This window comes from Flavobacterium sp. MR2016-29, from assembly GCF_015350695.1.
In the GTDB taxonomy this organism is placed as follows: domain Bacteria; phylum Bacteroidota; class Bacteroidia; order Flavobacteriales; family Flavobacteriaceae; genus Flavobacterium.
The window spans coordinates 457,298-474,185 of sequence record NZ_JADKPU010000001.1 but is presented as its reverse complement, the minus strand read 5'-3'; the positions used below and the strand labels follow the sequence as shown (position 1 = coordinate 474,185).

Below are 16,888 nucleotides of genomic sequence, written 5' to 3'. Positions count from 1 at the left end.
TGATAATCAAGGTGGTAATTTTATTTTCTATTAACTATTAAAAATATTATCATGAAAGTTACAGATAAAAAACAAGCAGCTTCTTCAAAACAAGAATCGAAAAAAGGAGCAGTAAAGCCAAAATCAGATGCAGCATCTGGATTGATAGAACTTTTTGAAGACGGCCTAAAAGACATTTATTGGGCAGAAAAAGCTTTGACTAAAGCATTGCCTAAGATGGCTAAAAATGCTACGTCTCCAGAGCTTATAGATGCTATAAACAATCACTTAATTGAGACTGAAGAACAAATTATTCGTCTAGAGCAAGTTTTCGAATTAATTGGTAAAAAAGCAACAGCAAAAAAATGCGATGCAATGGCGGGTTTAATCGAAGAAGGAGACGGAATTCTGGAAGAAACTGAAATTGGCGTTGTACGTGATGCGGGAATTATAGCTGCAAGTCAAAAAATCGAACATTATGAAATTGCAACTTACGGAACTTTAAGACAATTTGCTGAAACATTAGGTTTGACAGAGGCGGCTGCCTTATTAGAACAAACGCTTGATGAGGAAAAAGGTGCGGATAAAAAATTGACTGAAGTTGCTGTAAATGCCGTAAATCTTGAAGCTGCTGAAGCAGACTAATAGACACAGATAAGATAGCCTTTAAGTGCAGCTTGAAAAACTGCACTTTTATTTTTTATTAACTTAAACGCCATATTATGCCGGAAGGTCCATCTATATTGATATTAAAAGAGGAAGTACAGCAATTCGCAGGGAAGAAAATAATTTCTGCTTCTGGAAATAGTTCAATTGATATGCAACGCCTCACAGACCAAACAATACTTGCCTTTAAAACTTGGGGAAAACATTTTTTAATTTGCTTTGACGGATTTACCGTTAAAATTCATTTGCTGATGTTTGGAGCCTATCGAATAAACGAACGAAAAGAAACCACACCGCGACTCAGCCTTATTTTTGATGATGGAGAACTCAATTTTTATACCTGTTCTGTTAAAATTTTAGAAGGAGATGTCAACAGTCATTACGATTGGAGCGAAGATGTAATGAATGAAAACTGGGATCCGCAAAAGGCCAAACGAAGCCTAGATAAAATTCCAGACCAAATGATTTGCGATGCACTTTTAGATCAGAATATTTTTTCTGGAGTAGGGAATATAATTAAAAATGAAGTTTTGTACCGATGTCGTATTCAGCCAGAATCATTGGTAAGTAAAATTCCATCTGAAAAAATCGATGAAATTATTACAGAATCGTCCATTTATAGTTTTGAATTTCTGTATTGGAAGAAAAAATTTGAATTGAAACAGCATTGGCTCGCACATGCCAAATCTACCTGTTTAAGATGCAATCTTCCTATGGAAAAAAAATACACTGGATCTAAAAATAGAAGAAGTTTTTTCTGTACCAATTGCCAACAATTATACGTATGAAAAATGAAGTTTTAATAGGATGTTCGAGTTTTTATAATCGATTCTGGAAAGGAGTTTTCTATCCAGAAAATTTGCCATCTTCAAAATGGTTTGATTATTACTGCCAGCATTTTAATACCTATGAATTCAACGGAAGCTTTTATAAGTTTCCCACTTTAAGAATATTTGAAAATTGGTATAATAAAACGCCTGAAAATTTTATTTTTTCTGTAAAAGCTCCAAAAGATATTACGCATTTTAAGAAATTTAATGAGTGTGAAAATTTAATCACAGCGTTTTATAATGTCTGTAATTTGGGATTAAAAGAAAAACTGGGCTGTATATTATTTCAGTTTCCGCCAAGTTATCAATTTACTTCAGAACGCTTGCACCAAATAATTGATAATCTTGATTTAAACTTTAAAAATGTCGTCGAATTTCGTCACGAAAGCTGGTGGAATAAAGAGGTTTGGAATGCTTTTTTAGAAAACAATATTACGTTTTGCAGTGTAAGTCACCCACAATTGCCGCAAACTATTTTTAAAGATTTCCCACTGATTTTCATTAGGCTTCATGGAGTTCCTAAAATGTTTTATTCCAGTTATTCAACTCAAGAATTAGTTGATATAAAAGCTGAAATTGCTTCAAAACCAGCATTTGTATATTTTAATAATACTGCGAGCGAAGCTGGAATTTTGAATGCGTTAGAATTACAGCAGCTTTTTTAAAATGCAAAGTCTGCTAAGATTTACGAGAGTACATAAAGAAATCAATCTTAGTGTTCGTAAATCTTAGCAGACTTTGCATTTTAAATTTAAGCTATTGAATTATAAACTTAAATTTCCTTCAATTCCGTCATCCATTGTTGTACCGCTTACAAAAGCTGCAGTCATTTTTGCAATGGCAACCATTTTCCCGTGTTTGTTATTCCAGTAATAACCATCTTCAGGAACGACTTTTATAACACTTAAATTTGGATCGTCTTCTCCGCCTGGCATCCAGACTTTTACAATAGGATCCCATAATTCTTTTATTGTTTCTCGATCGTAAGAAATAGAAGCAGATCCGTGCAAGGTTAAAAATTTATCGTGTGGCTCAGCAAAAAATAATTCAACTTGAGGATTCAGCGTAATTTCTGCGTTTTGACTGCTGTTTCTATCAGATAAAAACCAAAGCTGTCCTTTGTCATCAATTTTTTGAACTGACATTGGTCGCGATTGAAGTCTATATTCGTCGTATGTACAAAACATACAAGTTTTTATGTTTTCTGCCAGATCTTTAATTTTATCTACAGCAAATTCGTTCGTAAGGTCTTTATGATCTCCCATGACTTTAATTTTTTAGTTTATTATTATAAATTTATTTCATTAAATATCTCATTAGATGAGGTATAGAGCGATAGTTTTATCTAAAACTTGATTATAGTAAAGTTGAACTTTTTATACTTTTTAAGGTTATAGAATTTGATTTAAAAATTATGAGATTTCAATTACTAAAAATTAAATTATGAAATTTAAAATCCATTAATTTTATGTACATTTGAATGCAGAAAAACAAACCAAATTAACATAATACCACATGGGTGATTTTACTATTTTTTATACTGATGATGATGAAGATGATTTGAGCATTTTTTCAGATGCAGTCGATTCATTACCAAAGAAAGTAAAGCTTCAGACCTATACTGGGGGTGAAAAGTTATTAAATGCAATTTACAACCCGCCGCCAACACCACATGTTGTTTTTTTGGATTTGAATATGCCAGGCAAAAATGGTTTTGATGTTTTGACTGAGCTTAGAAACTCTGAAGAAAAAAATGATATTCCCGTCGTTATTTTTTCTACTTCAAACGAGCCAAGTATTATAGAAAGATGTCGTAAATTAGGTGCTAATTATTTTATAACAAAGCCTATTTTAATGAAAGACATTATAAAATCTATAGAGCATGCTCTTGAGATCGATTGGAGAAATTTTACTCCAACCGATAAAAACTTTGTTTATAAAACATAATTAAATTATTGTAATTCAGGAATATAGATATCAAAAGTAGCCCCTTTGTCTTTTTCTCCTATTGCGGTTATAATTCCTTTGTGGTTTTCTACAATCTTTTTTACGATTGCCAAGCCAATTCCAGTTCCCACAAATTCGCTTTCGGTATTTAAACGCTGAAAAACCTCGAAGATTCTTTCTTTGTAAGCAGCATCGAAACCAATTCCGTTATCAGTAACTTTAAGATGGTAATAATTTTTTTCAGGAAAATCAACCACATGCTTAATAGTGCTTCCTTTAATTCTTTCTGCTTTAATATAAATAATTGGTGTTACGTCTTTTCTAGAAAATTTTATGGCATTTCCGATCAAATTATGCAGTAATTGCCTAAACTGAAAAGGGATAACAGTAACTTCTCCTAAAGGTTCAAAATTTACTTGAGCATTTTTCTCTTCAATCCGTTCTGAAAAATCACTTATTATTTCCTCGGCAATATCATCTAGATTTGTACTGACAAAAACTCTTTCTGCTGAATTTGTTCTTGAATACGTCAACAAATCCTGAATCAAAGTCTGCATTCTTTTCGCTGCAAACTCAATCCGGCTTAAGTATGTTTTGGCATTTGCCGAAATATTCTGTTCATCTAAATCAGATAATCGACTTGCAAAAGTTTGAATTTTTCGCAAAGGTTCCTGCAAATCATGACTCGAGATATACGCAAAAGATTGAAGTTCAATATTCATATTAATCAAGTCTTTGTTTTTTAGCTCCAATTCTTCGGTTCGTTCATGAACTACTTTTTCAAGCTGATCGGTAAAATCTTTTTGATCTTGAATATCTGTACTTGTACCAACCCACATCTGAATGTTTCCTTCAGCATCTTTTTGAGCAATGGCGCGGCTTAACTGCCACCTGTATTGTCCGTCTCCACGACGAAATCGATGCTCGAACAAATAGTCATTACCTGTTTTAATTGATTCCATCCATATTCTTACATTTTCTTCACGATCATCAGGGTGTACGATTTGCAACCAGCCATATTTGCCGATTTCACTTCTATCAACACCAGAAAAAGTATAAACAGCTTCATTAAAGTAATTTATGTTTCCCAACGCATCACTGGTCCAGATAAACTGTGGCATAGAATCAGCGAGAAGCCTAAATTTCTGCTCGCTTTTCATTAAAATTTCCTGATTGTTTTTTTCGTCTGTAATATTCATTATAGTACCAATCATTTTGATCGGTTCTTTATCTTCATCAAAAAATATTTTGCCGTGCGCTTTTATCCAAGCAATAGTATTGTCAGGCTTGATAATGCGGCTTTCGTATTTGTAAATACTTGTTTTAAGAGCAATTTCAAATGCTTTTTCTAAAATCCACTTATCGTCAGGATGTATTTGTTGCTGCATTTGCAGACGAGTTAACTTTATATTTTTTTCATGTCCAAAAACAATAGGTAAATTTTCAGAATAAATTATTTTCTGTGTTGGAATATCTAAATCCCAAGTGGCGATTTCAGCAATTTCAGCAGCTAAACGTGCTCTTTGCTCTGCATTTTCGACTTTTTTTCGAGCTCGCACCTTATCGCTGACATCATTTACATTAACCATGACTCCTGATATTTCACCTTCTTTTTCAAACAATGGCGTGTATTGGTAATCAAGATAAAACTTTTTGAGTTTTCCTTTAATATCTATATAAGCGACAGATTCATTTTCATGGATAACTTTTCCGCTCGAAACAACTTCATTTAATAATTCGGGATATTTTTGTCCTTCTAATTCTGGAAAAACTTCTAACAAAGGTTTGCCAATTGTTTCATTAAGACCTTTATGCCAGAGCGTATTCATCATAGTATTATTAGCTAATTCGATAATATGGTTCTTACCTCTAAAAATAGCCATTGCAATAGGAGAGTCCATGATTAATTTTCTAAAAGCATTTTCACTTTCTGTCAAAAGATATCTTGCTTTTACAGCTTCTGTCACTTCATAACTTACAATTATTACGCCTGTAACAACGTCATTTTCTTCTCTTAAGGGATGAAAAACCAAATTAAAATAGCAAATCTCCTCTTTGCCATAACGATTTAAAGTAACTTCTAATTCATCTGTAGAATATTGAATACCGTCTTTATAAACTTTAGAAAGTAAAGGGTAAACCTTATCTCTGGCTTCGGGAACGGCAGTAAAAACGGGTTTGTTGAGAATCTCTTTTTCGCTTTTATCTAAAATTTGAAGATAAGTAGTATTGGCCATTTCTACAATTAAATCATCACCTTTAAGGATGGCAATACCTAACGGAAGCTGTTTTACCATATTTCTAAATCGCCTGTCGCTTTCTTCGACGGCGGCTCGAGATGTGACTTGTCTTGTAACATCATTGGCAATAGCTACAATACCAGAAATTGTTCCGTCAGGTTCTTTCAAGGCTTCATAAACTACATTGATAAAAGTATTCTCAATTTTGCCATTGCGTATTAATTTTACAGGAAGTTCATAAGCGATGAATTTTTCTCCCGTTGTATAAACTTCTTTTAATACATCTTCTAAACCTTGGCCTGTAGCTTCTGGCAAAGCTTCAAAAACAGGTTTATTAATAACATCTTCGATTTTTCGTTCCCAAATTTCGAGCATGAGTTCGTTTGCAATTTCAATAACATGATTTTCACCCCTAAAAATGCACATTGCATTTGGAGTCTGGAGAATGTTATCTAGATAGCGCTGATTGCTGTTTTCGAGTTTTTTAAGTATGTTTACCTTATCGGTAGTTTCGTTGCAAATAACGAGCACACCTTCAGCTTTTCCGTCATCATTATTTACCGGACTATAACTAAATGTCCAATAAACGTCTTCCATTTTTCCGTTTCTGTAAATAGGCAATAATTGATCTTCGTGCCAAGTTGCTTCACCTTCTTTAAGAACCTGATTTATTAAGGGTTGAATAAAATCCCAAATTTCTGGCCAAAATTCTGCTCCTTTCTGACCTAATATAGCAGGATGTTTTCCATCATTTCCAAGACTTGGACGATAAGCATCATTATAAAAACAAATATGTTCTGGTCCCCAAAACAAAAACATTGGGAACTTTGAGTTTAAAAGAATTCCTAATGTAGTACGTAAACTTTGAGGCCATGTTTCTGGAGATCCAACAGAGGTTTTGCTCCAGTCTTTAGCTCGAGTTAATGTACCCATTTCGCCTCCATTAGCCAGGAAATCATGATTTATAGTACTCATCAAAATGTATTTTGTGTGTTTTTATTGCGCGAAAACGCTTTGATTATTTAGATAGTTGTTAAAATTAGTAAAATAATTTTTGATTTGATTTTTATTTTTTTGAATGAGGCAATTTTTAAATCTATTGAGTTAATTTTATTTGATATCATTGATGAAATTTGGGTAAACAATAGATTTGAATAAACAATCTTAAAATTCAATCAGTCATGAAAAAGGAACAAAAACACGAAACCGACTATATCGACAAATATCAAAATGAAGGCTATACAACAAATTATTTATTTGATAAAGGCTGTTTAATTGATGCAGAAACAAAGTATGCTTATCAGCCTGACGAAATTTATATTGTAGCCCATCACCGTTACGAAGGAATGAGTGATCCTGATGACATGTCGATTTTATATGTGATCGAAACAAAAGACCAACGAAAAGGAACTCATTTATTGGGATATGGGCCAACGGCTGATTTAGAAGAAGCCGAATTTTTTAAGGATATTCCTGAAGGAAATTATTCTACAAACGCCGATATCAACGAACTTACCTAAAATAAAAATAGGGAAGTATTTTTTATTTTGCTGGGAAGCAGTTGTTTCAGATTCGTCTGAAGCAGCTGCTTTTTTTTTGCACTTGCGTTTGAGTGCAAAGGTGCACAAGGTACAAAGGTGCAAAGGTTCAGAGTATTATTATTGTGCAAAGCATCAAATACTTAATCTGAAAATGATATAATATAATGTGATATAGAAGCGTAAAATCTATTCTATGATCCTTTTTTTAAAGGAGGCCATATACATAAAGGCCTGTCAGAAAACTTTGAACCTTTGGGACTGTGCGCCTTTGAAACTCAAACTAAAAATTATGAAATATCTTACTGAAATTGTATAAGGATTTGATTTGCAATATGTATGAAATTTGTATTATACAAAATGAGTTAGAAACCAAAGTAAATTTTTGTACGTAAATAAGTACGAAACACATATTTAAAAAACCGAACAAATGAAAAAACTATACTTAAATACTGGAGGATTCGATGCTGTTTTTAATGACCTTAAAGATAGTTTCAATGGCGAGTTAATCGCTGAAAACAATGAATACAATCTAGAGATTAAATCTAAATGGACAAAAGGGTCAATAAAAGGAACTCGCTTCGATGATAAAGTATTATTCATGCATTTTGATCTTGTATTTAATCAAGATGTAAGCTTAAGTATAGAATCGTTTCAGTCTGCACCGGTATTTTTTGTGTACTGTGAAAACGGAAATATTACACATAGTTTTGGTGTAAATGGAGAGAAGAGAAATCTTAAAAAGAGCCAATCAGCAGTTTTAAACAATTCTTCAGTAATCAATAGTGTTTTGTTTTTTGAAAGCCACAAACGCATACAATTCACAATTCTTGGAATGCCAACGTTTGCTGTAGAAAATAAGAATAGTGAATTAACTTCTCAAGTTAAAAAACATTTCACAAACGACTCTTCTGGAAATTTCATTTATATAGGAAAAGAAAATTTGAAAATTTCTGAAAAATTGCAAGAATACAAAGCTGTTCCCCAAAAAGGAATTGTGGGTACTTTGCTTAGAAAAAGTATTTTAAAAGACATTTTTGAACTAGAGATAGCGCAGCATAGTTATAATTATTTGAAAACTTTTGATCCAATCGTAAACTTAGCTTCGAGGCAATTAAACGAAATAAAAAGAATTTCAAACATAAATTTTTCAGAAGTTATTACTGCTGCAGGTGCAGCCAGCCGAAATTATCTGCCTCGCATTTTGAAAGAGAAATACCATTTCTCATTTAAGTCATACAACCAAAAACTAGCTAGCTAATAAGCATCACATATACCACTTCTACAATCACGAAACAGCTTTTAACGGGCTGTTTTTTTTTTGATTTATTAATTTCACTGGATATAATTGTCGAAAGATGATTTTTGTCTTTTGAGGAACGAGTAATATCCGTAGGACGCCCACTCAAAGTGAGCAAATATTTACATGAAAATTTATAAGCTCAGTATCTTAGAATCTAAACAACTTAAAAATCATTCTTTCTCATAATAAATAATAAAATAAACCATGATTAGATTGAGGGTTAGTGAAACACTGTTTGTAATGATAATAGGCAAGTCGTTTTTCAAAATTCCATAGATAATCCATACCAGCAGCCCAAAAGTTAGGATGCTGAATGTTTTAAGCGAGATAGCTTTTACTTTTTTCGTTTTCCAAACTTTCAAGATCTGCGGTATGACAGATAGAGTAACACAGGTTCCTGCGAAGAGCCCTATAATATCAGTGAAGTTCATAGCTTTTTATTTGTAAATTGTGAAATGTGAAATGTGAAATGTGAAATGTGAATGCCATTAAGTTATCAGTTTGCTTTCCATCTTCTCAAAGTAATATTTGCGAATCCTAGAAAACCTTTGAGCCTTTGTCCCTCTGAACCTATGTCCCTCAAAAATTAACTTCCAACCAATTCGCCACCGTTAATATGAATGAATTGTCCGGTAATATAACTGCTGTCATTGCATGCCAGGAAAACATAGGCAGGCGCAACTTCTGATGGCTGGCCGGCTCGTCCCATCGGGTTGTCTTTGCCAAAATCTGAAAGCTTATCAAAACTTGCTACAATTAATGGCGTCCAGATTGGGCCTGGCGCAACTCCGTTTACTCTTATTTTTTTCTTCGCAAGCATAGTCGATAAAGATCTTGTAAAACTCACAATCGCACCTTTTGTACTGGCATAATCAGCAAGATGTTCACTGCCTCGATATGCTGTAACAGAACTTGTGTTGATAATTGCATCATCTTCTTTTAAAAAGGGCAACGCTGCTTTTGTAATATAGAAATACGGATAAATATTCGTTTCAAATGTTTTTCGAAGCTGTGACGAAGTTATTTTTTCTAATTCGTTTTGCGGAAATTGTACTGCAGCATTATTAACTAAAATATTTAATTTTTTAAAAGTATCAATACATTTTTTGACGGCACTTTTGCAGAATTTCTCATCTTTCAAATCACCGCTTATTATTAAACACTGCTGGCCTTCTTTTTCTATTAATTCTTTAGTTGTCAAGGCATCTTTATCCTCTTTTAAATAAACAATTGCAATATTAGCGCCTTCTCTGGCAAAATGTACAGCGACGCTTCGGCCAATACCGCTATCGCCGCCAGTTATAAAAGCTACTTTTCCGAGAAGTTTGCCGCTTCCTGCATAATTTTCACGAATAATTTCTGGTTCGGGATTCATTTGATATTCATTTCCCGGAAGTTCCTGTTTTTGTTCAGGAAATGTTTTTCTCTTTTTCATAACATAAAATTTAGAGCAGTTAATCTAACTCTAATTTAAATAGCTACAGTTTAAATATTTAACTGAAATAAAATTAAAATTGTCTCAATAAATCTTTATATAATTTCATATTTAAACATGGGAATTATGTAACGAATCGAATTTTAGATAAAAGAGCTATCTTCTTTTTTTTAATAAATTTGACGGTTTGACCAGTGTTGTTTAAAATAGAATCAGATACTTTAAACAGCATTTTTTTAATCAATATTAAATTAACAATCATAATAAAACTTTACTCCCCCAAAACAGTATGGTATTAATCGTAGACGATATAAAGGCAAATATAATTGCCTTAAAAAAAACATTGGAGCTGCATAATATCGATGTAGATACTGCGGAATCTGGAGAAGAAGCCCTGAAAAAAATCTTAAAGACTAACTATTGTCTTATTATAATGGATGTTCAGATGCCAGGACTTGATGGATTTGAAGTAGTAAAAATTCTTTCTGGCAACAAACGCACTAAAGATATTCCGGTTATTTTTCTATCGGCACTTAATATCGAAAAAAAATACATTTTTAAGGGATATGAAACCGGAGCTGTAGAATATATAACAAAACCCGTTGACAGCGATTTGCTGATTTTAAAAGTAAAGACATTCATTAAAATTTACGAACAGCAAAACGAATTAAAAGGCATAAAAGATCTTCTTTCTAAAGAAATCAAAATCAGGAAAGAAGCGCAAGATAATCTCGAAATTAAGATCGCAGAAAGAACTAAAGAACTGGTTTTGAAAAACGAAGAATTGGAGATGAAAAATCATGAACTCCAGCAATTTTCCTGGGTAGTCTCGCATGATTTGAATGAACCCATAAGAAAGATCCAAATCTTTATAAAAATCATCAAAGAGCTTTATTTAACGGCTGATGAAAAAGCGGTAGATTATGTCGATAGAACTATTAAATCGGCAGAACGAATGCAGACTTTAATTACAGATCTCCTCGCATATTCTCGACTATCTTCGCAGGTAAAACCTGAGGTAACAGACCTAAATGTGGTTTTGCAAGAAGTTTTATCTGATTTTGATTATCTTATAGAACGCAAAAATGCAACAGTAAAAAGCACTGAACTTCCTACTATAGACAGTATTCCGAGTCAGCTGAGACAAGTTTTTCAAAATTTAATTGGAAACGCCTTAAAGTTCTCAGGAAATTCAGAACGTCCGCTAATTGAAATCACATCTGAATTAATTTCGGAAAAATCATTTGAGAGTCCGACTTCCCCGCAAGGGAAATTTTGCCGAATTATTGTAAAAGACAACGGAATTGGTTTTGATGAAATTTATCTGGACAGAATCTTCATTATTTTTCAGAGTTTAAACGATCGACAATCGTACGAAGGAACCGGAATTGGACTGGCAATTGCCAAAAAAATCATCGAAAAACATAACGGATTAATCACAGCAAAAAGTAAAATAGGAGAGGGTGCAAGCTTCATTATCGTCCTTCCTTTAAAATACGAATAATTATAATTTACAAGTATGAAGAATAATAATTTTAAAAGAAATTTATTAATTAGTTCATTAGTTTCTTTACTAGTATTAATGATCAGTTCTACAGCCTCTTTTTTGAGTATAAAAAATTTACTGAATAGTAATTTTTGGGTAAATCATACACAAGAGGTAATTTATAATTTAAATGAAGGTTCTGCAATAATTACAGAAGCGCAAACCAGTATGCGTGGTTATCTTATTACTGGAGATGAGCAGTTTGTAGATCGGTATAATGAATCTCAGGCAAAATCTAACAGTTATTTTGATAAGCTGGAAGAACTTACTATAGATAATCCAATACAGCAAAAACAGTTAAAAGAACTTAAGGTTCTGCGAATTAATTTTTTTAAATACCTTAACAATCAAATCGTCAAAAAGCGATTAGGGAAAAGTACAATTACTTTTGATCTTAATGAAGGACGCTTAATGATTAATGAATTAAGGGATCATATTAAGAAAGTTGAAGGTACAGAACAAGTACTTTTAAAAGAAAGAAATGAAACATCAGAGCGATATGGTACGTATAGCTTAGTTTTAATAATTGTGGCTTTTGTAATTGCTTTTGTTATTTCGATTGTTTTTTTATTCAGGATTTTAAAAGATTACAGCGAACGATTATTGCTACAACATGAATTAGAAAAGAAAGATAAAGAGACTGCAGATAGAATTGTGGCTATCAGCTCAATTGCAAGCAATATTTCGAACGGAAATTATGATATTCGTGTAGACGATACAGAGTCTGACGCTCTTGGAAGCGTGGGAGAATCACTGAACAACATGGGAGTTTCTTTAAAAAATTCTTTCGAGTTATTGTCTCAAAAAGAATGGCTTCAAACTGGTATTGCTAATCTTAATAATGTGATGCTGGGTGATAAAACACTTCAAAAATTATCAAAAGATGTTATTGAATTTTTGTGTAATTACACTAACAGCAGTGCTGGAGTCTTATATGTTTTAGAAGATAATGAACTATATGTTGCTGGAGGATATAGCTACATACCGAGCAAAAATCGCGAACGTCTTCAAAAAGGCGAAGGTTTGATTGGTCAGTCTATTGTTTCTGGCAAAATGTTAGAACTAAAAACATTATCTCCAGATGATATTCAGATTAACTATGCTTTGGGCCAAATAAAACCAACACATATTGTCGCATTTCCTTTAATGGATACCAGAACAGAAGGTGCTGTTGAATTGGCAAGCGTTTACGGTTTTTCTGATTTGCATTTAGAGTTTTTAAAAATCATTTCAAATAATATTGGAATTGCTATTAAATCGACTCAAAACAGAAAACGAGTAATGGAATTGCTTGAAGAAACCAAATCACAATCAGAAGAACTTCAAGTACAGCACAGTGAATTAGAAGCCATTAATGCCGAATTAGAAGCACAGACTGAAAAGCTTCAGGCTTCTGAAGAAGAATTGCGTGTACAGCAGGAAGAATTGGAACAAACCAATGAAGAATTGTCTGAAAGAAGTGTTTTATTGGAAGAAAAAAACAACGAAATCCAAAAGAAATCTGAAGCTTTAGAACTTACAACGCGATATAAATCTGAGTTTTTGGCGAATATGTCGCACGAATTAAGAACACCTCTGAATTCAATTTTGCTTTTAAGCAGATTATTGTCTGAAAATAATAATAAAAGCATGGTTCCAGAAGAAATTGAATTTGCAAAAGTAATTCAGAGTTCTGGAAACAGTTTGTTAGGATTAATCGATGAGATTTTAGATTTATCTAAAATTGAAGCTGGAAAAATGGAACTTGAATTTTTAGATGTTTCGACTAAAGAAATTACAGATAATTTATGGAATCTGTTTAATTTGATTGCCAAAGAAAAAGGAATTACGTTTGAAATTATTTCTAAAGATGCGCCAGTTGTCATTAAAACAGATAAAATGCGTTTAGAACAGATTCTGAAAAACTTAATCTCGAATGCAATTAAATTTACAGAAAAAGGAAAAGTAACGTTAGAAATTAAAATCAATACAGACGATGATAAAATCATTTGCTTTATTGTAAAAGATACTGGAATTGGAATTCCGTTAGAAAAACAGCCTCTTATCTTTGAAGCTTTCCAACAAGCGGATGGTTCTACAAAACGTAAATATGGCGGAACTGGTTTAGGACTTTCAATCAGCAGGGAATTGGCAAAACTGCTTCGAGGAGAAATTATCTTGAACAGCAAAGTTAAAGAAGGAAGTACATTTACATTATGTCTGCCCGTTTTTGGATCTCTAGCTGGAAAAGTTAATGTTGAAAAAATACCGCCAACAGAATTTACAGAAATTGAAGAAGAAGAAGAAAAAGCTCCTGAAAAAAACAAATATTTAAGTGTTGTCATTCCAGATGAAATCGAAGATGACAGAGATACAATTAAACCTGGAGACAAAGTAATTTTGATTGTAGAAGATGATATCAATTTTGCAAAATCACTTTTGGCTTTTAGCAGAAAAAAAGGATATAAGGGTGTTGTATCCGTACGAGGCGATTATGCTTTAAATTTTGCCTTAATTTATAACCCAATTGGTGTTTTATTAGATATCGAACTTCCAATAAAAAGCGGTTGGGAAGTTTTAGAAGAATTAAAAAATCACTCAGCAACCAAACATATTCCGGTTCACATTATGTCATCGCATAAATTGAAACAGGAAAGTTTGCTGAAAGGCGCTGTAGATTTCTTAGATAAACCAGTGGCTTTTGATAAAATTCCCGATGTATTTTTAAGAATCGAACACATCATTAATAAAGAAGCACAGAAGGTTTTAATTATAGAAGACAATCCAAAACATGCAAAAGCATTGGCTTTCTTTTTAGAAACTTACAACATCAATTCAGAAATTAAAAGTGATGTTTCTGAAGGTTTAGAAGTTTTAACAAAATCAGAAGTAGATTGTGTAATTCTAGATATGGGAATTCCGGACAAACAGGCGTATCAAATTTTAGATGGCGTTAAGAAAAGTCCAGGTTTAGAAAATCTTCCGGTAATTGTATTTACAGGGAAAAGCTTATCAATTAAAGAAGAAGTTAAAATTAAAAAATACGCCGATTCTATTATTGTAAAAACAGCGCATTCTTACCAAAGAATGCTTGATGAAGTTTCGCTTTTCTTGCATTTAGTTGAAGATAAAAAAGAAGGAAAAGGCAAAAAAGAAAGCCATAAAAAGCTAAATTTACTAAATAATATTCTGCACGAAAAAAAGGTGTTGATTGTAGATGATGATGTTCGTAATATTTATTCATTGACAAAAGCTCTCGAAGTATTTAAAATGAATGTAATTACAGCTTTTGATGGTAAAGAAGCCATCAAAATTTTAGAAGAACATACCGATACTGACATTGTTTTGCTGGATATGATGATGCCAAATATGGACGGTTACGAAACAGCTGAAAAAATACGTTCGATTCCTAAATTCTTGAATTTACCTTTGATTGCCGTAACAGCAAAAGCCATGACCGGCGATCGAGAAAAATGCATCAAAGCAGGAGCTTCTGATTATATTACAAAACCAGTAGATATTGATCAATTGCTTTCGCTTTTGCGAGTTTGGCTGTATGATAAAATATAAATAAAAATACTGCTGCGAATTTTACGAATTTTAGATTTCAATCAAATAATTGATTCGTGAATTCCTAAAATTTGTGGCAAAAAAATATATAAAAGTGGGCAATATGAATAAAAAAAGACTCTTAATTATTGATGATGATTCTAGAAATATTTTTGCTTTAGAAAATACTTTGCGTGCAAAATCATTTGATTGTGTGTCTTGTTTAAGTGCAGAAGAGGCTTTGAAATTATTAGAATCAGATAATCAGCATATTGATGCCATTTTAATTGATATGATGATGCCTGAAATGGATGGTTATGAAGCAATTCCGTTAATAAAAAAGATTCCGTCAAGAGAGTCTACTTTTGTCGTTGCGGTAACGGCACAGGCCATGACAGGCGATAAAGAAAAATGTTTGGAAGCGGGTGCAGATGATTATGTCTCTAAACCAGTTGATGTAGATAAATTACTGCTTGTTTTAAGCAAAATTTGATGGATTATGATTGAGGATATCGAATTAGAAACGCTTATAAATGATGTTTATGAATATTATGGTTTTGACTTTGGGAGCTATTCCAGAGCTTCATTAAAAAGGCGTGTCAACAGAGTTTTTCATTTAGATGGATTTGCCCATTTTCATGAATTTCTCTCAAAAGTTCGATACGATCCAGAATATTACAAAAGAATGATTGATGAAATTACGGTAAACGTTACCGAGATGTTTCGCGATCCTGGTTTTTATCGAGTAGTTAGAAATGAAATTTTGCCTTTGTTAGGCACAAAACCTTTTATAAGATTATGGCATGCAGGCTGTTCTACAGGCGAAGAAGTCTATTCTATGGCTATAATGCTGAAAGAAGCTGGTTTGCTGCATAAATCACTGCTCTACGCGACAGATATTAATGCAACTGTTTTGGAAACAGCCAAAAAAGGAATTTTTCCTTTGCGAATGATGAAAGAATATTCAGAAAACTATCGTGATGCAGGCGGTCAGGAAGACTTTTCTAGTTACTATATAGCCAATTACGGAATAGCAAAGTTTAATGAAGAGTTAGCTGAGAAGATGGTTTTTTCGCAGCATAATTTAGTTTCAGATACATCATTCAATGAATTTGATATGATTTTATGTCGTAATGTTTTAATTTATTTTGATACTAATCTGCAAAAAAGAGTTATCAATCTATTTGATGAAAGCTTAGCTGTATTAGGTTTTTTGGCTTTAGGAACTAAAGAAACCATAAAATATTCTGTTGCTCCAAACAAATACAAACAGTTGGAAAAAGAGAAAATATGGAGGAAGATAAAATAATATCAGGCTGTAAAGTAGTAATTATAGGAGGATCTGCAGGAAGCTTAAATGCTTTGATGCAGATATTGCCTGAATTATACAAATTAAACGATTATGCAATGGTGATTGTACTGCATAGAAAAAGCACAGATGATCAAACCTTAGAGGAGCTAATTACATTAAAATCAAGTATAAAAGTAAAAGCGGTAGAAGATAAAGTGCCTCTTTCAACTGGATTTATCTATATAGCGCCATCTAATTATCATTTGCTTTTCGAAAAAAATGATTTTCTTGCATTAGACACTTCTGAAAAAATAAATTACAGCCGTCCAAGCATAGACGTATCATTTGAATCTGCGGCCGAAGTGTATGGAGACAGTTTGATCGGGATTTTATTATCTGGTTCTAATACTGATGGAACACAGGGCTTAAAAGCAATTAAGGAAGCTGGCGGTACTATTGCAGTTCAAAATCCGCTTTCTGCAGAGATGCCTTTTATGCCTAATAACGCTATTTTATATACAAATCCTGACTTCATCTTAACAAATGAGGAAATCCTTCAGTTTCTAACTTCAATTAATAGTTAAA

15 protein-coding genes are annotated in these 16,888 nt (G+C 32.7%); 11 read left to right on the top strand and 4 right to left on the bottom strand.

The window, feature by feature from the left end; all coding sequences use genetic code 11:
* Positions 1–51 precede the first annotated feature (51 nt).
* From IR010_RS02170 to IR010_RS02160, 3 genes are all read left to right on the top strand, one after another.
* Positions 52–624 carry a ferritin-like domain-containing protein gene (locus tag IR010_RS02170; protein ID WP_194601197.1) on the top strand — a complete coding sequence of 191 codons (573 nt, stop codon included), beginning with the start codon at positions 52–54 and terminating at the stop codon, positions 622–624.
* A gap of 77 nt (positions 625–701) precedes the next feature.
* On the top strand, positions 702–1,433 hold the full coding sequence (locus IR010_RS02165; RefSeq protein WP_194601194.1) for a DNA-formamidopyrimidine glycosylase family protein: 732 nt from the start codon (positions 702–704) through the stop codon (positions 1,431–1,433).
* Positions 1,430–2,140 (top strand): DUF72 domain-containing protein, encoded by a 711-nt coding sequence (locus IR010_RS02160; RefSeq protein WP_194601192.1) that lies wholly within the window; start codon positions 1,430–1,432, stop codon positions 2,138–2,140. Before IR010_RS02165 ends, IR010_RS02160 begins: the two co-directional genes overlap by 4 nt.
* Before the next feature lie 99 nt (positions 2,141–2,239).
* On the opposite strand, the gene IR010_RS02155 is transcribed toward IR010_RS02160, so the two are convergent.
* Positions 2,240–2,740, bottom strand: a complete 501-nt coding sequence (locus IR010_RS02155; protein ID WP_029269769.1) for a pyridoxamine 5'-phosphate oxidase family protein — start codon at positions 2,738–2,740, stop codon at positions 2,240–2,242.
* A gap of 250 nt (positions 2,741–2,990) precedes the next feature.
* Between IR010_RS02155 and IR010_RS02150 the strand changes: the two genes are divergently transcribed.
* Positions 2,991–3,422, top strand: a complete 432-nt coding sequence (locus IR010_RS02150; RefSeq protein WP_029269771.1) for a response regulator — start codon at positions 2,991–2,993, stop codon at positions 3,420–3,422.
* A gap of 5 nt (positions 3,423–3,427) precedes the next feature.
* Here IR010_RS02150 and IR010_RS02145 read toward each other — a convergent pair whose 3' ends face one another.
* Entirely contained in the window at positions 3,428–6,637 is a 3,210-nt protein-coding gene (locus tag IR010_RS02145; RefSeq protein ID WP_194601190.1) for a PAS domain-containing protein, read from the bottom strand.
* 206 nt (positions 6,638–6,843) lie between these two features.
* On the opposite strand from IR010_RS02145, the gene IR010_RS02140 reads away from it, so the two are divergent.
* Together IR010_RS02140 and IR010_RS02135 are read left to right on the top strand one after the other, a co-directional pair.
* A complete protein-coding gene (locus IR010_RS02140; RefSeq protein WP_029269774.1) occupies positions 6,844–7,182 on the top strand; it encodes a hypothetical protein in 339 nt (112 codons plus the stop codon).
* A 448-nt stretch (positions 7,183–7,630) separates the two neighbouring features.
* Positions 7,631–8,461 carry a hypothetical protein gene (locus IR010_RS02135; protein ID WP_194601188.1) on the top strand — a complete coding sequence of 277 codons (831 nt, stop codon included), beginning with the start codon at positions 7,631–7,633 and terminating at the stop codon, positions 8,459–8,461.
* Between the two features lie 212 nt (positions 8,462–8,673).
* Here the strand turns inward: IR010_RS02135 and IR010_RS02130 are convergent, their stop codons facing one another.
* A complete protein-coding gene (locus IR010_RS02130) occupies positions 8,674–8,934 on the bottom strand; it encodes a SemiSWEET family sugar transporter (RefSeq protein ID WP_029269778.1) in 261 nt (86 codons plus the stop codon).
* Positions 8,935–9,089: 155 nt separating this feature from the next.
* Positions 9,090–9,938, bottom strand: a complete 849-nt coding sequence (locus IR010_RS02125; RefSeq protein WP_194601186.1) for an SDR family oxidoreductase — start codon at positions 9,936–9,938, stop codon at positions 9,090–9,092.
* A gap of 289 nt (positions 9,939–10,227) precedes the next feature.
* On the opposite strand from IR010_RS02125, the gene IR010_RS02120 reads away from it, so the two are divergent.
* From IR010_RS02120 to IR010_RS02100, 5 genes are all read left to right on the top strand, one after another.
* Positions 10,228–11,442 (top strand): response regulator, encoded by a 1,215-nt coding sequence (locus IR010_RS02120; RefSeq protein WP_194566502.1) that lies wholly within the window; start codon positions 10,228–10,230, stop codon positions 11,440–11,442.
* Positions 11,443–11,457: 15 nt separating this feature from the next.
* Positions 11,458–15,033 carry a response regulator gene (locus IR010_RS02115; protein WP_194566500.1) on the top strand — a complete coding sequence of 1,192 codons (3,576 nt, stop codon included), beginning with the start codon at positions 11,458–11,460 and terminating at the stop codon, positions 15,031–15,033.
* Positions 15,034–15,136: 103 nt separating this feature from the next.
* Positions 15,137–15,505: a response regulator gene (locus IR010_RS02110; RefSeq protein WP_029269786.1), complete on the top strand. Its 369-nt coding sequence runs from the start codon at positions 15,137–15,139 to the stop codon at positions 15,503–15,505.
* Positions 15,506–15,511: 6 nt separating this feature from the next.
* The gene (locus IR010_RS02105) at positions 15,512–16,321 is read left to right on the top strand and encodes a CheR family methyltransferase (RefSeq protein WP_194601185.1); all 810 of its coding nucleotides are present in this window, start codon (positions 15,512–15,514) and stop codon (positions 16,319–16,321) included.
* On the top strand, positions 16,303–16,887 hold the full coding sequence (locus tag IR010_RS02100; protein ID WP_194566497.1) for a chemotaxis protein CheB: 585 nt from the start codon (positions 16,303–16,305) through the stop codon (positions 16,885–16,887). Before IR010_RS02105 ends, IR010_RS02100 begins: the two co-directional genes overlap by 19 nt.
* The last annotated feature ends 1 nt before the right edge of the window (position 16,888 follow it).